General features: G+C 65.6%; 11 protein-coding genes. 7 read left to right on the forward strand and 4 right to left on the reverse strand.

Annotation, left to right across the window (positions count from 1 at the left end):
* Nucleotides 1-42 precede the first annotated feature (42 nt).
* Nucleotides 43-1,185: an ABC transporter substrate-binding protein gene (locus ACZY0R_RS36890; RefSeq protein WP_488866385.1), complete on the forward strand. Its 1,143-nt coding sequence runs from the start codon at nt 43-45 to the stop codon at nt 1,183-1,185.
* A 30-nt stretch (nt 1,186-1,215) separates the two neighbouring features.
* On the opposite strand, the gene ACZY0R_RS36895 is transcribed toward ACZY0R_RS36890, so the two are convergent.
* A complete protein-coding gene (locus ACZY0R_RS36895) occupies nt 1,216-1,959 on the reverse strand; it encodes a TetR family transcriptional regulator (RefSeq protein WP_045241948.1) in 744 nt (247 codons plus the stop codon).
* Nucleotides 1,960-2,393: 434 nt separating this feature from the next.
* Here ACZY0R_RS36895 and ACZY0R_RS36900 point away from each other — a divergent pair, with 434 nt between their 5' ends.
* The 4 genes from ACZY0R_RS36900 (at nt 2,394) to ACZY0R_RS36915 (ending at nt 9,047) form a co-directional block, all read left to right on the forward strand.
* Complete coding sequence (locus ACZY0R_RS36900) at nt 2,394-3,626, forward strand: efflux RND transporter periplasmic adaptor subunit (RefSeq protein ID WP_488865471.1); 1,233 nt, start codon at nt 2,394-2,396, stop codon at nt 3,624-3,626.
* A 30-nt stretch (nt 3,627-3,656) separates the two neighbouring features.
* Nucleotides 3,657-6,809: an efflux RND transporter permease subunit gene (locus ACZY0R_RS36905; protein WP_045241946.1), complete on the forward strand. Its 3,153-nt coding sequence runs from the start codon at nt 3,657-3,659 to the stop codon at nt 6,807-6,809.
* A 2-nt stretch (nt 6,810-6,811) separates the two neighbouring features.
* The gene (locus ACZY0R_RS36910; RefSeq protein ID WP_488865473.1) at nt 6,812-8,290 is read left to right on the forward strand and encodes an efflux transporter outer membrane subunit; all 1,479 of its coding nucleotides are present in this window, start codon (nt 6,812-6,814) and stop codon (nt 8,288-8,290) included.
* Between the two features lie 298 nt (nt 8,291-8,588).
* Nucleotides 8,589-9,047, forward strand: a complete 459-nt coding sequence (locus ACZY0R_RS36915; RefSeq protein WP_488865475.1) for a GNAT family N-acetyltransferase — start codon at nt 8,589-8,591, stop codon at nt 9,045-9,047.
* Between the two features lie 4 nt (nt 9,048-9,051).
* Here the strand turns inward: ACZY0R_RS36915 and ACZY0R_RS36920 are convergent, their stop codons facing one another.
* Complete coding sequence (locus tag ACZY0R_RS36920) at nt 9,052-10,215, reverse strand: CapA family protein (protein WP_488865477.1); 1,164 nt, start codon at nt 10,213-10,215, stop codon at nt 9,052-9,054.
* Nucleotides 10,216-10,423: 208 nt separating this feature from the next.
* Here ACZY0R_RS36920 and ACZY0R_RS36925 point away from each other — a divergent pair, with 208 nt between their 5' ends.
* Entirely contained in the window at nt 10,424-11,155 is a 732-nt protein-coding gene (locus ACZY0R_RS36925; protein ID WP_488865479.1) for an oxygen-binding di-iron domain-containing protein, read from the forward strand.
* Nucleotides 11,156-11,177: 22 nt separating this feature from the next.
* Here ACZY0R_RS36925 and ACZY0R_RS36930 read toward each other — a convergent pair whose 3' ends face one another.
* Complete coding sequence (locus ACZY0R_RS36930) at nt 11,178-11,786, reverse strand: glutathione S-transferase (protein ID WP_488865481.1); 609 nt, start codon at nt 11,784-11,786, stop codon at nt 11,178-11,180.
* A gap of 154 nt (nt 11,787-11,940) precedes the next feature.
* Here ACZY0R_RS36930 and ACZY0R_RS36935 point away from each other — a divergent pair, with 154 nt between their 5' ends.
* Nucleotides 11,941-12,384: an Lrp/AsnC family transcriptional regulator gene (locus ACZY0R_RS36935; protein ID WP_488865483.1), complete on the forward strand. Its 444-nt coding sequence runs from the start codon at nt 11,941-11,943 to the stop codon at nt 12,382-12,384.
* Between the two features lie 434 nt (nt 12,385-12,818).
* Here ACZY0R_RS36935 and ACZY0R_RS36940 read toward each other — a convergent pair whose 3' ends face one another.
* Complete coding sequence (locus ACZY0R_RS36940; RefSeq protein ID WP_488866387.1) at nt 12,819-13,763, reverse strand: TetR/AcrR family transcriptional regulator; 945 nt, start codon at nt 13,761-13,763, stop codon at nt 12,819-12,821.
* Nucleotides 13,764-13,791: the final 28 nt, after the last annotated feature.

The raw sequence follows: 13,791 nt of genomic DNA on the forward strand, positions 1-13,791 counted from the left end.
CCGGCTTCGCCTTCGCTCCCGGCGCCGTCCGCTGTCGCCGGCATGCCGGCAAGCTGGAAGCGGCGCCGCGTGCTGGCCAGCGCCGCCGCGCTGGGTGCCGGGCTAAGCGGCGGCGCGCGCGCCCAGGCCGGCCCGCCGGTGCCGGCCGGCTACCCGGCGGGCTATGCCGAGATCATTGCGCGGGCGCTGCAGGAGGGCATGGTCAATGTGCATGCCTCCGCCGACGTGGAGATCGCGCGGCCGCTGGTGGCAGCGTTCGAGGCGCGTTACCCCGGCCTCAAGGTGCGCTACCAGGATCTGAATACGCTGGAGCTGAACGATCGTTTCCTGACGGAGAGCGCGCGCCTGGGCGCGGGGCAGGCGGCCGGGCCGGACTATGCCGACGTGCTGTGGAGCACGGCGATGGACCTGCAGATCAAGCTGGTCAACGATGGCCATGCCTTGCGCTACGCCTCGCCGGAGCGCGCCGGCCTGCCGGCCTGGGCGGCATGGCGCGACGAAGCCTGGGGCACCACCTTCGAGCCCGCCGTGATCGTCTACAACCGCCGCCATTTCGCCGGCATGCAAGTGCCGAAAAGCCGCACCGGCCTGGCGCGCCTGCTGCAGGAGAACACGCCGCGCTGGCGCCAGCGGGTAGTGACCTACGATGTGGAAAAGTCAGGAGTGGGTTATCTGCTGGCGCAGCAGGACGCACGCATGGGCGACGAGTTCTGGTATCTGGCCCAGGCCCTGGGCCGCTGCGGCGTGCAGTTGTCGGCATCGACCGCGAGCATGATCGAGCGCATCGCCTCCGGTGAATTCGTGATGGGCTACAACCTGCTGGGTTCCTACGCGCTCTCGCTGATGGAGCGCGGCGCGGAAATCGATGTGATTGCCCCGCGCGACTACACGCTGGTCATGTCGCGCGTGGCGTTTATCGCGCGCCGCGCGCCGCATCCCAACGCGGCGCGGCTATGGCTGGATTTCCTGCTCTCGCGCGCTGGCCAGACCCTGCTCGGGCAGACTGCGTCGCAGCTCTACACGATCCGTACCGATACCGACAGCGAGCACACCGCCGCGGCGCTGGCCGAGCGGCTGGGCTACGCGCTCAAGCCGATCAGCGTGGGCCCCGGCCTGCTGGCGGCGCAGGATACGCTGCGCAAACGGACCTTCCTGGCGCGCTGGCGCGACGCCGTGCGCGCCTGAGCGCCAGGAAGGTCCGTTTGCGATGGCCGCTTACGATTTCCTGGCCAGCTTCTGCGCGGTCAGAGCGGTTTGCGCTTTCTGTGCCTCCTGGCACATCGAATCCACTTCCGCCTTGAGTTCCGGGACGGGGCGCGGCACATAGCCTTTGCGCAGGGCCGGCGACAGCCTGAGGGTGTCGATGAAGGCGTCGGACACCCGCTCGGCATTGGCCTCGAGATCGAAATCGTCGGGCGCGAACAGCCAGTGCGACAGCATGCCGCCGATGGAGGCGTGGAACACATTGACGGCCAGGTCCAGGTCCAGGTCGGCCGGCAACTGCCCGCGTTCCACGGCCATGCGCAGATGCTCCCGCATCTTCACCGTGCCTTCCTGGTGCGACTGGCGCTGCCGCTCGAAGATGGCGCCGTTGTCCTCCACCATTTCGCACTTGTGGAACACGATCTCGAACACGCGCCGCCATTGCGGGTTTTCCACGGTCTGGCGTAGCACAAAGGCGCAGATGTCGCGGATGCTGCCCAGCGGGTCTTCCTGGCTCGCGATGCGTTCCGGCTCGCACAGTGCCTCGAGCGGCAGGTGGACGCGGTCGGACATGGCGGCGAAGACGTCGCTCTTGTTCTTGAAATGCCAGTAGATGGCGCCGCGCGTCACGCCGGCTGCTTCGGCGATATCGGCTAGCGAGGGACGGGCAACGCCGCGGGCGTGAAAGACGGCCTCGGCCGCGTCGAGAATGCGATGGCGCGTTTCAAGCGCCTCTTCCTTGGTGCGTCTGACCATGTTGTTCTCTGATGCCGGCCACGAAGGACCGGTCTGGTTCTGTCTCCCTGAATACAGGGGTGGGGTCCGCCTGTGCACTGTGCGCGCCGTACCGGTACGTGAGGACCGGTGTGTGGGGTGATTATCGCCGCATTGCAACACGTGCTTACATACATGCTTGAATGTATATATAATACGCGTTCGCCTGACTTTCGGCCAGTCCATCGGCCGAGCGGCACCGCAGCGCCCTCCTTCATTTCGCGGTGCCATGTCGGCATGTCGTTACTAATTTGCAACCGTTCGTCGCAAGCGTCACGCCAGCGTTGCCAATTGTGGCTAGTATTAAACTTTTTGCCCGCTTTCCGGCGCTTTGCAGGACGGCGGGCCGCGCCGTATCCGGACACGACACCGGGAACTCATGCGGCCGATCTCAAATTGCCATCATGGGGTTATCGATGAGGAAGTCCCAACGTATCACTTGCGTTGCCGCCGCCGTTTTGTCGGCGCTCGCGCTCTCCGCCTGTGGCGACAAGAAGCCGCAGGGCGGCGCCATGCCGCCGCCGGAAGTGGGTGTCGTCACCGTCACGCCCACCACCGTTTCCGTCATCAACGAACTGCCTGGCCGCCTGGAAGGCGTGCGTACCGCCGAAGTGCGGGCACGGGTCGCAGGTATCGTGCTGTCCCGCAACTATAGCGAGGGCGGCGAGGTGAAGGCCGGCCAGCTGCTGTTCAAGATCGACCCTGCGCCCTACCAGGCCCAACTCGAGTCGGCCAAGGCCAGCCTTGCCCGTGCCGAGGCCAATGCCGTGGCGGCGCGCCAGAAGGCCGAGCGCTACAAACCACTGGTCGCCGTCAATGCGGTGAGCAAGCAGGAATATGACGAAGCCGTGGCCGCCGCCGGCCAGGCCACCGCCGACATCGCCTCGGCCAAGGCCGCCGTCTCCACCGCCCAGATCAATCTCGGCTACACGGCCGTGACCGCGCCCATCAGTGGCCGCGTGGGCCGTGCGCTGGTGACGGAAGGCGCGCTGGTTGGCAGCGGCGAAGCCACCAAGCTGACCACGGTCGAGCAAGTGGACCCGATCTGGGTCACCTTCACCCAGCCCGCCAGCGAAGTGATGAAGCTGCGCCGCTCCATCGAGAGCGGCCAGGTCAAGGGCGTCGACGGCGGCGCGCGCGTCCATCTGTTTATCGAGGATGGCCGCGAGTACGCGCAAACCGGCAAGCTGCTGTTCTCGGACATGACGGTCGACCCGACCACCGGCGCCATCACGCTGCGCGCGCAATTCGCCAATCCCAAGCGGGAACTGCTGTCGGGCACCTTCGTGCGCGTCAAGATCGAGCAAGGCGTGGACGAGAACGCGCTGACCGTGCCGCAGCGCGCGCTGATCCGCACCGGCCAGGGCGCATCGGTGCTGGTGGTCGGCGGCGACGGCAACGTGGCTTCGGTGCCGGTCAAGGCACCCCAGGCGATCGGCGAGAACTGGATCGTCACCGAAGGCCTCAAGGGTGGAGAGAAGGTGATCGTCGAGGGCTTGCAGAAGGTCAAGGTCGGCGCGCCCGCCAGGGCGGTGCCGTTTGTCTCGAAGACCGCCGCCGCTTCGGCGCCTGCCGCGCAGCCTGCCGCCGGCGGCGCTTCGGCTCCTGCCGCGGTGACCGCTGACAAGAGCGACGCCAAGCAGGGCTAATCACAGCGCAAAACGAAGGGAGCCAGTTTTATGGCCAAGTTTTTTATTGACCGGCCGGTGTTCGCGTGGGTGCTTGCGCTGATCATCGTGCTGGGGGGCCTGCTGTCGGTCGTGCAACTGCCGATCGCCCAGTACCCCAACATCGCGCCGCCGACGATCTCGGTGACGGCGACCTATCCGGGCGCTTCCGCCAAGACACTTGAAGACTCGGTCACTTCGGTGATCGAGCAAGAGCTCAACGGCATTCCCGGGTTGCTTTACTACAACTCCACCAGCGAAGCCACCGGCCTGTCGACGATCACGATCGCCTTCCAGCCGGGCTCCAACATCGACCTGAACTCGGTCGAGGTGCAGAACCGCCTCAAGCGCGTGGAAGCGCGCCTGCCGGCGGAGGTGCGCCAGCAGGGCGTGCGCGTGGACAAGGCCGGGAACAACTACATGATGTTCCTGACGGTCTCGTCCAAGTCCGGGCAGGCCGATGCCATCCAGCTGGGTAACTACGTCTCGGCCAGCCTGATCGATTCGATCCGCCGCGTGCCGGGCGTCGGCCAGGCCGACCTGTTCGGTACCGAGTACGCCATGCGCATCTGGGTGGACCCGGCCAAGCTGACCGGCTACAACCTGACGCCGCAAGACGTGACCGCTGCCATCTCGGAGCAGAACGTGCAGGTCGCCGTGGGTGAGCTGGGCGGCACGCCGTCGCCCCAGGGCACGGAGCTCAACGCCACCGTCACCACCGAAAGCCGCCTCAGCACGCCGGAGCAGTTCGCCAACATCCTGTTGCGGACGAACCCGGACGGCTCCTCGGTGCGCATCAAGGACGTCGGCCGCGTCGAGCTCGGCGGTGCCGACTACTCCACGCTGGCCCGTACCAACGGCAAGCCGTCGGCGGCCATCGCCATCAAGCTGGCCCCGAGCGGCAATGCGCTGGCCACCGCCACCGCGGTGCGCGCCAAGATGGAAGAACTGTCCAAGTTCTTCCCTGCCGACTACCAGTACTCGGTGCCTTACGACACCTCGGCCTTCGTCAAGATCTCGATCGAGGAAGTGATCAAGACCCTGGCCGAAGCCGTGGTGCTGGTGTTCCTGGTGATGTACCTGTTCCTGCAGAACATGCGCGCCACCATCATCCCCACGGTGGTGGTGCCGGTGGCCCTGCTGGGCACCACGGGCATGCTGCTGGCATTCGGCTTCTCCATCAACGTGCTGACGATGTTCGGCATGGTGCTGGCGATCGGTATCCTGGTGGACGATGCGATCGTGGTGGTGGAAAACGTCGAGCGGATCATGAGCGAGGAAGGACTCTCGCCACGTGACGCCACGCGCAAGGCCATGGGCCAGATCACCGGCGCCATCGTCGGCATCACGCTGGTGCTGACCGCGGTGTTCATCCCGATGGCGTTCTTCTCGGGTTCGGTGGGTAACATCTATCGCCAGTTCTCGCTGTCGCTGATCTCGTCGATCGCGTTCTCGGCGCTGCTGGCGCTGACGCTCACCCCGGCGCTGTGCGCGACGCTGCTCAAGCCGGTCGAGGCCGGGCATCATCACGAGAAGAAGGGTTTCTTCGGCTGGTTCAACCGCACCTTCGCGCGCGCCGCCACTGGCTACCAGGGCACGGTGGCACGCATCCTGAAGCGTGGCGGCCGCTACCTGATCATCTACGCCCTCATCATCGTCGGCATGGTGGTGCTGTTCAAGCGCCTGCCTTCGTCCTTCCTCCCCGAGGAAGACCAGGGCTACATGATTACGGTGGTGCAGCTGCCCAACGGCGCCACGCAGGAGCGCACCATCGGCGTGCTCAAGCAGATCGAGGACTACTACCTGCAGAAGGAATCCAAGGTGGTGGACCAGATGATCACCGTGGCGGGCTTCTCCTTCTTCGGCCGTGGCCAGAACGGCGGTATCGCGTTCGTGCGCCTGAAGGACTGGAAGGAGCGCACGGGTGCCAACGAGACCGCGCAGGCATTGGTTGGCCGGGCGTTCGGTGCGCTGTCCTTCATCAAGGACGCCATCATCTTCCCGCTGAACCCGCCGGCAATTTCCGAGCTCGGTAACTCCTCGGGCTTCGACTTCCGCCTGCAGGACCGCACCGGCCAGGGTCACACCAAGCTGATGGAAGCACGCAACATGATGCTCGGCATGGCCGCGAAGAATCCTGCGCTGGTGGGTGTACGCCCTGAAGGCCAGGAAGACGCGCCGCAGCTGCAGATCGACATCGACCGCGAGAAGGCGCGCACGCTGGGCGTTTCGGTTGCCAACATCAACTCGACGCTGGCCATCGCGTTTGGCTCCGCCTACGTGAACGACTTCATCTACGAAGGCCGTGTGCGCAAGGTGATTGCCCAGGCCGAAGGCAGCGACCGCAAGCTGCCCGACGACCTGACCAAGCTGCGCGTGAAGAACAAGAATGGCGACATGGTTGCCTTCGCCGCCTTTGCCACTTCCAAGTGGATCATGGGCTCGCCGCGCCTGGAGCGTTACAACGGCCTGCCGGCAGTGAAGATCGCTGGCCAGGCCGCACCGGGGCGCAGTACCGGCGAAGCCATGAAAATCATGGAAGAGAACTTCGCCAAGCTGCCGCCGGGCTTCGGCTTCGAGTGGTCCGGCCAGTCCTATGAGGAACGCCTGGCCGGTTCGCAGGAGCCGATGCTGTACACGCTGTCGCTGATCATTGTGTTCCTGTGCCTGGCCGCGCTCTATGAGAGCTGGTCGATCCCGGTCGCGGTGCTGCTGGTGGTGCCGCTGGGCGTGCTCGGCGCGCTGCTGGGCGTGACCCTGCGCGGCATGCCCAACGACGTGTACTTCAAGGTGGGCCTGATCGCGACCATCGGCTTGTCGGCGAAGAACGCCATCCTGATCGTGGAATTCGCCAAGGATCTGCAGGCGCAGGGCCGCAGCGTCATCGACGCTACGCTCGAAGCCGTGCACTTGCGGTTCCGCCCGATCCTGATGACTTCGATGGCCTTTATCCTGGGCGTGCTGCCGCTGGCGATCGCCACCGGCGCGGGCTCGGGTGGCCAGCGCGCCATCGGTACCAGCGTGATCGGCGGCATGATCACCGCCACGGTGCTGGCGATTTTCCTGGTGCCGGTGTTCTTCGTGGTGATCCGCAGCCGCTTCAAGGGCAGCAAGCGCGAGCATATGCTGGACCAGCAGCGGCTCGAACCCAAAGAGGGAATCTGACAATGACAAAGACACTGACCACGCTGTTGCTGGTGGCGGGCGTCCTCTCGGGTTGCACACTGGCACCCGTTTATGAGCGCCCGGCCCCGCCGGTGGCCACGCACTATCCGGACGCGCCGGAAGGGTACGCGGCTGCCGAGGTGAAGACCGGCGAAAGCCGCCATGCGGGCGAGATCGGCTGGCGCGAGTTCTTCCGCGATCCGCGCCTGCAAACGCTGATCGCCACCTCGCTGGAAAACAACCGCGACCTGCGTACCGCCGCGCTGCGCATCGAGGAAGCGCGTGCGCTTTACCAGGTGCAGCGCTCCGACTTGCTGCCGACGCTCAACGCTACGGCCGGCTGGACGCGCCAGGGGTTCGCGCGCGCGCAGTCAGCCACGGGCAATTCCTATATCGTCGACTACTACCAGGCGGGCGGGTCGATCGCTTCGTACGAGCTCGATTTCTTCGGCCGCGTGCGCAGCCTTACCAACGCCGCACTGTCGCAGTACTTCGCGACCGAAGAAGCGCACCGTTCCGCGCAGATCTCGCTGGTCTCGGAAGTTGCCAAGGCCTACCTGTCCGAGCGTTCCTTCGCCGAGCAGTATGAACTGGCGCAGAACACGCTGAAGACACGCGAGTACACGCTGAACCTGGCCAAGCAGCGCTTCGAAGCGGGCGCCACCTCGGCGCTGGACCTGCGCGACAACGAATCGCTGGTGGCGCAGGCCCGGGTCTCCGCGGCGCAGCTGGCACGCCAGCGCGCGCAGGCGCAGAACGCGCTTGAAGTGCTGGTGGGCAAGCCGCTGGGCACCATCGAGAACCTGCCCGAAGCGATGCGCCTGTCGGACGAACGCATCATCAGCGACATCCCGGCAGGGCTGCCGTCGGACCTGCTCGAGCAGCGTCCCGATATCCGCCAGGCCGAGCAGCAGTTGCTCTCCGCCAACGCCAATATCGGCGCGGCGCGCGCGGCCTTCTTCCCGCGCATCACGTTGACTGCCAATGCTGGCGCGATCAGCCCGGTCTTCTCGAACCTGTTCGATGCCGGCACCGGCGCGTGGTCGTTCGCGCCGCAGCTGGTACTGCCGATCTTCGATTACGGCCGCAACCTGTCCAACCTGGACCTGACCAAGGCCCGCAAGAACATCCAGATCGCCAACTACGAGAAGACCATCCAGACGGCCTTCGCGGAAGTGGCGGATGCACTGGTGGCGCGCGGCACGCTGGAAGATCAGGTCACAAGCCAGGCGCAGGTGCGCGACGCCGAGGCGGCACGCTTCGAGTTGTCGACGCGCCGTTTCCGCAGCGGCATTTCCAGCCAGCTCGACCAGCTCGACGCGCAGCGCCAGTTGTTCACCGCCGAGCAGAATCTGATCCAGGCGCGGCAACTGCGCCTGAACAACGCCATCGACCTGTACCGGTCGCTTGGCGGCGGCCTGAGCGAGACCGGTCCGGTGGCTTCGGCCGACGGCATCAAGCCAGCAGTGACGACGCAGTAAGACAGACAGCTTTTCGTCCTGCCATCCGGCGCGTGCTTGCCGGATGGCCTCAAAGCGGAGCGCCTTTGGTGCTTCGCTTTTTTTCTTCGTGGGTTGCCCGAATCCACTCTGGCGCGTCGCCAGTGCAAATCCGGATCCATGGCGAACCATGATGCATGCCAATCGCGGCGAGCGTTCACGTTGCCGACGCGGAGAATTTTCGAATCGCGGAGCGTGCGTTAGGATAGCGCTGGCGCGGACTGGACAATATCTTGCCGCGCGCACTTCTCTCCAACCCGCTACCCGAAGGAAGCCGTCCATGGAAGTCCGCTCGCTTGGTGTCGACGATGTCGAACTGGTCTGCCGCCATCGCGAGGAAATGTTCCGCGAGGCCGGCCGCGACAATGACATTCTCCGGACCATGACCCGGCAGTTCCGGCCGTGGCTGGAGCCGCGCCTGCGCGATGGCAGCTATTTTGGATTCGTGCTGGAGGATCAGGGCCAGCCCGTGGCCGGCATCGGCCTGATGGCGATCGACTGGCCGCCGCATCCGTCTCATCCTACCCAGGGCAAGCGCGGGTACGTACTCAACGTGTATGTGGACAAGACATACCGCAAGCAGGGGCTGGGGCGCAGGCTGATGCAACTGGCCGAGGATGAATTCGCCAGGCGCGAGATCCAGTTCGCTATCCTGCATGCAACGGAGATGGGCCGCTCCTTGTATGTGGCGCTGGGCTGGCATGCGACCAGCGAGATGGCCAAGGCCGTTCGCGCGTAGCGCGCTAGCCGTCCCAGCGCAACGCCAGGGTATCGTCCGCTGCGCGGATCACATGCGTGCCCTGCTTGCCGCCTTCCCGATCGAGCGTGGCGTGCAGCCATGACACGCCCTCCTCCGGCGCGCGGTGCAGGCGGAAATGACGGATCTGCATCGGCACGGCGGACAGCGCGCGCAGTGCGCCGGTCGCGGCGTCCACTAGCGGGAAGTACATCAATACCAGGTCAGGCCGGTATGTCTGGTGGCCGCCGATGCCTTCGTAGTCGTTGAGGAAGTCTCCGCAGCCATAGAGAACCAGGCGCTCGCGGTACACCTCGATGCCTTTCACATGATGTGACGAATGCCCGTACACGATGTCGGCGCCGCCAGCATCGATCAGCCGGTGCACGAAGGCCCGCTCCTGATGCGAAATATCGAAACCCCAATTGCCACCCCAATGCAGCGACACCACCAGGATGTCGCCCGCGCACCGTACCGCCGCTGTCTGGCAGGCAACCCGATCGGCGGCGCGCGCCGAAATGTCCGGCAGGAAATTTACGCCGGCGCGGCCTGCAGCCGCGGCCCAGTCGGCCGGCACGCCGCTGGTCGCGGTGGCATAGGCAAACACGAGAACCCTTCCTCCTCGCGCGAGCCGGATCACGGCGGGCGCGGCGGCCTGCGTCTCGTCGCGTCCGGCGCCCGCGGTAAGCAAGCCGGCGCCGTGCAAGACGGCCAGGGTTTCGTCGAGCCCGGCGCATCCCCAGTCCAGCACGTGGTTGTTCGCGAGCACGCAGCAATCCAGCCGCGCGCTGGTGAGGCACGGCACATTGGCGGGGTGCATGCGGTAGTGGATGCCCTTGCCCGGCTGCGCATCCTCGCAGGTGGTGACCGCGGTTTCCAGGTTGACGATGCGCGCATCCGGCTGGAAGTGATCGAGCAGCGCGAACGCGTCGCCCCAGGGATAGGCATGGTCAACGGGCCGCTGCATCGGGCCTGTCGCGCGCTCCGCCAGCTCGACATAGCCGATTGCCGAACGTACCCAGTGCTCGTACAGGTGCGGCCTGCCCGGATGCGGCAGGATCTGGTCGATGCCGCGGCCGGTCATCACGTCGCCGCACAGGAACAAGCGCACGCCGTCATCGCTGCTGGCCGGAGCCGCGTTGCCGGAGGTTGTCCCGCTGACGTCATTCATCGTGCACTTCCGTCTTCCAGGCTGGCGCGGATACGCAAGCACCCGCTTGCGGGATCGCCGCCATTCCCATTTTGCGCTGGTGCGCGGGAAAATGCGCCGGCAGCAGATGTGCAGCCAGGCAGGCAAAAGGGGGCGTGCCAGCGGTGTTTCAATGCCTAGAATGAAGCAGGCCGGGCCCCCGTGCCCCGACGATCTCCAGGAGACAACGATGACTGTCACCAATGCCCAGTCGGGTACCAATGTCCATGAAATCGCAGACGGGATCTATCGGATCAATACCCCGGTTACCATCGACGGCGGTCCCGGCGGCTTCTCTTTCAACCAGTATCTGATCCTTGATGACGAGCCGCTGTTGTTCCATACAGGGCCGCGCAAGATGTTCCCGCTGGTGCGCGAAGCGCTGGCCAGCGTGATGGCGCCAGACCGGCTGCGCCATATTTCCTTTTCGCACGTGGAGGCCGACGAATGCGGCTCGCTCAACGACTGGCTGGCCGCGGCGCCCCAAGCATCGCCGCTGTGCGGCAGCATTGCGGCGATGGTGTCCATCAACGACCTGGCCGATCGGCCCGCGCAGGGCCTGGCGGACGGGCAAGCCGTAGCGCTTGGCCGCCATACCGTGCGCTGGCTCGATACGCCGCATCTGCCGCATGCCTGGGAGTGCGGGTTCCTGATGGAAGAGCGCACCGGCACGCTGCTCTGCGGTGACTTGTTCACCCAGGGCGGTTCCAGCCTTCCGCCGCTCACCGACGCCGACATCCTTGGGCCCAGCGAAGCGTTCCGGCGCGGCATGGACTATTTCTCACACACGCCGAACGCAGGCGCCATGCTCGAGCGCATGGCGCTGCTCGAACCCACGACCCTGGCCTGCATGCATGGCAGCGCGTGGCGCGGCGACGGCGCCGGCTTGTTGCGCGCGCTTGCGCAGGCGTTGGCGCACTGACGAGCGGCCGGCGCGGAAGGGATCACGTCTGCGGCGTGTCCTTGAACGCGGCCAGCCGTTCCGCGGCGGCGCTGAACGACGCGAGCGCCGGGTACGCGCGCGCATCGACGGATTCCGGCAGCATCATCCGCGTGAAACTCCACGCCACGGCGGCGGTCACGTCGGCTTGCGTGAGCAAGCGCTCGTCCGCTGGAAGCGCCGCTCCCGCCAGTTCCGCTTCCAGTGCCGAGTACGCCGCGAGCAACTGGCCTTGCACGCGCCCGATCCACGGTTCATGCTGCTTTTCCGCCGGCCGCAGGTTCCGCTCGTAGACGATCTGCACCGTCTTCTCGCAGGCGGCCAGCGCCAGCCCGGTCAAGCGCAGCGCGTGCTGGCGCCGGCCGGGATCCGCTGGCATCAGGCTGCGCCTGGCCAGCGTTTCGATGTAGTCGAGGATCAGGCCGGATTCCATCAGCACCACGCCGTTGTCGCAAACCAGCGTGGGCGCCTTCACCACGGGATTGATCGCGTGGAATTCCGCGAACGTGCTGAACACCGAGACCGGCTTGTGTTCGAACGGCAAATCCAGCAGGCGCAGCGAGATGGCGACGCGGCGCACATAGGGGGAATCGAGCATGCCTACGAGTTGCATATTGTCTCCGCAAGAGAATGGGGCTCTGCATCGAGCCGTGGGTGTTCCAGCATAATCGAGGCATGCCATTGCGATACATGGGAAGGCATTGGAAAACAGTGCGGCGCACCGATGAGTCATCGGCGCCGCGCGTCGGGCGTCAAGGGAGCGCTGGATGGAGCTGGACAAGAAAGACCGACTAATCCTCGAAGCCTTGCAGGCCGACGCGCGCCAGAGCCTGGCGGCGCTCGGCAAGCGCATCGGGCTGTCGCAGCCGGCAATGAGCGAGCGGGTGCGCAAGCTGGAGGACGCGGGGGTGATCGAGGGATATGGGGCGAGGGTGAACTTGCGGGCGGTGGGGCTTGGCCTGCAGGCAATCATCCATATCGAGACCACGCATGCTTATATCCAGAAGTATGTGAGGCTCTTTGAGAGTATGCCGGAGGTGTTGAGTGCCGATCGTGTGACCGGAGAGCATTGCTTTATTGTGCGTTGCGCGATTGGCGATCCCAGCGGGCTGGAGCGTGTGGTGGATGCGCTGGCGGTGCATGGGGCGGTGACTACGTCGTTGGTGTTGTCGAGTCCGGTGCGGAAGATGGTGACGATTGGGGGCAAGTGAGGTGAATTTGGCTGCTTAACTTCAAAGGCTTTAAACCTTAAAGTCAAAGGCAGTTTCACCACCCCTGCGGGGCGGCGACCTACTTTTTTGTCTTGCCAAAAAAGTAGGCAAAAAAGGCGCGCCGGATGGGGCGAGCCCCTCCTCGTCGGCAGACAAAAAGAGCGGCCGGGGGCCAAACTCACATCGCCTTAAGGCGATGCTCAGACATGGCCCCCTCTTTTCCGCTCTTTTCGCCTGCCGACGAGGACGCCCCATACGGCCTGGTAGACCTTGACGGCTCGCTTCGCATCGCGCTGGGGTGTGGCCCGCCCTTGGGGGCGCTCCACACGGCTACGCCGAATCGTGGTTCTGGCGATATCGCTTTTTTCTGCAGTTCTCCGCTTACTCGATCCTTCGATCTTCGGACTTTGACGGGGCCGCAGCGGTATGCCGCGCTAGGTCCTGGAGCGCATGCGCATCCAGTCGTCGAGCGGATTGCTCGGGAAAACGGCAAGGTGCTCGCGTGCGCCGGGCACCGTCAGACATGCGATGGCGGCGCGCGCGGCGCCTTCGCTGCGTGTCGTGCGGCGTGGCTTGCGCGGGGCGATGGGCAAGGTGTCGGCGCGTTGCGCCTGTCTTGCCTGTTCTGCCTCCTGGGCATTCGACGCGATTTGCCCGGCGCGTTCTTCGGCGTGCTGGGTCTCGTCGATCAGGAACACGTCTTGCAGCGCCGATAGTTGCTGGCCGGCCGGCACGGGGGCCTTCAGGGCGGCCACCACCAGCGCGCTCAATTGGGCGAGCACATACGCGTCGCTCTGGTCCTGGCCCTGCGCGAATGCCGGCAGCAGGTCGCCGGGCGCATCGCCGGCCAGCACGCCTGCCAGTGCCTTGAGCGCGAAGTTCAGGCGCCAGCCGAGTTCACGCTGCGGGATCTGGGGCAGCGCGCGGGCGAAGGCGTCGGAGAAGCGGCCGAGTACCGGCGCATAGTGGCCGAGCAGGTAGGACTGGATAAAGGGAGAGGTATCCGAATACACGCGCCCCAGCAGCCGCAGGAACGAAGGGCCGCCCACCTCGGGCTCGCGCGCCATCTGCAGCGCGGGCACGAACAGCGCGCCCATCACGTGTTCGCAGCGCAGCTGCTCGCCCGGCCACCGTGCCTCGCAGGCGTCGAGCAGCGCCAGGCGGCGTGCATTGAGCGGATCGAGCCGGCGGCCCAGCACCGCCTGCATCATGATGTCTTTACTGCGGAAGTGGTAGTTGACCGCGGCCAGGTTGACGATTGCGCGCGATGTCACTTGCCGTAGCGAGGTGGCCTCGTAGCCCACCTCGATAAACAGGCGCTCGGTGGCGTCAAGAATGCGCGCCTTGGTCTCTCCTGCCGTGCCTTTTCCGGTCTTCATATTGGGCGTGTCTCGTATTGTCATGCGG

Source organism: Cupriavidus sp. F041, from assembly GCF_057814235.1.

Excerpts from the sequence above, each read along its gene's own strand:
- ACZY0R_RS36905 (WP_045241946.1), top strand. The coding sequence starts at position 3,657 with ATGGCCAAGTTTTTTATTGACCGGCCGGTGTTCGCGTGGGTGCTTGCG.
- ACZY0R_RS36925 (WP_488865479.1), top strand. The coding sequence starts at position 10,424 with ATGACTGTCACCAATGCCCAGTCGGGTACCAATGTCCATGAAATCGCA.
- ACZY0R_RS36935 (WP_488865483.1), top strand. The coding sequence starts at position 11,941 with ATGGAGCTGGACAAGAAAGACCGACTAATCCTCGAAGCCTTGCAGGCC.
- ACZY0R_RS36895 (WP_045241948.1), bottom strand. The coding sequence starts at position 1,959 with ATGGTCAGACGCACCAAGGAAGAGGCGCTTGAAACGCGCCATCGCATT.
- ACZY0R_RS36940 (WP_488866387.1), bottom strand. The coding sequence starts at position 13,763 with ATGAAGACCGGAAAAGGCACGGCAGGAGAGACCAAGGCGCGCATTCTT.
- ACZY0R_RS36920 (WP_488865477.1), bottom strand. The coding sequence starts at position 10,215 with ATGAATGACGTCAGCGGGACAACCTCCGGCAACGCGGCTCCGGCCAGC.
- ACZY0R_RS36930 (WP_488865481.1), bottom strand. The coding sequence starts at position 11,786 with ATGCAACTCGTAGGCATGCTCGATTCCCCCTATGTGCGCCGCGTCGCC.
- ACZY0R_RS36910 (WP_488865473.1), top strand. The coding sequence starts at position 6,812 with ATGACAAAGACACTGACCACGCTGTTGCTGGTGGCGGGCGTCCTCTCG.
- ACZY0R_RS36890 (WP_488866385.1), top strand. The coding sequence starts at position 43 with ATGCCGGCAAGCTGGAAGCGGCGCCGCGTGCTGGCCAGCGCCGCCGCG.
- ACZY0R_RS36900 (WP_488865471.1), top strand. The coding sequence starts at position 2,394 with ATGAGGAAGTCCCAACGTATCACTTGCGTTGCCGCCGCCGTTTTGTCG.
- ACZY0R_RS36915 (WP_488865475.1), top strand. The coding sequence starts at position 8,589 with ATGGAAGTCCGCTCGCTTGGTGTCGACGATGTCGAACTGGTCTGCCGC.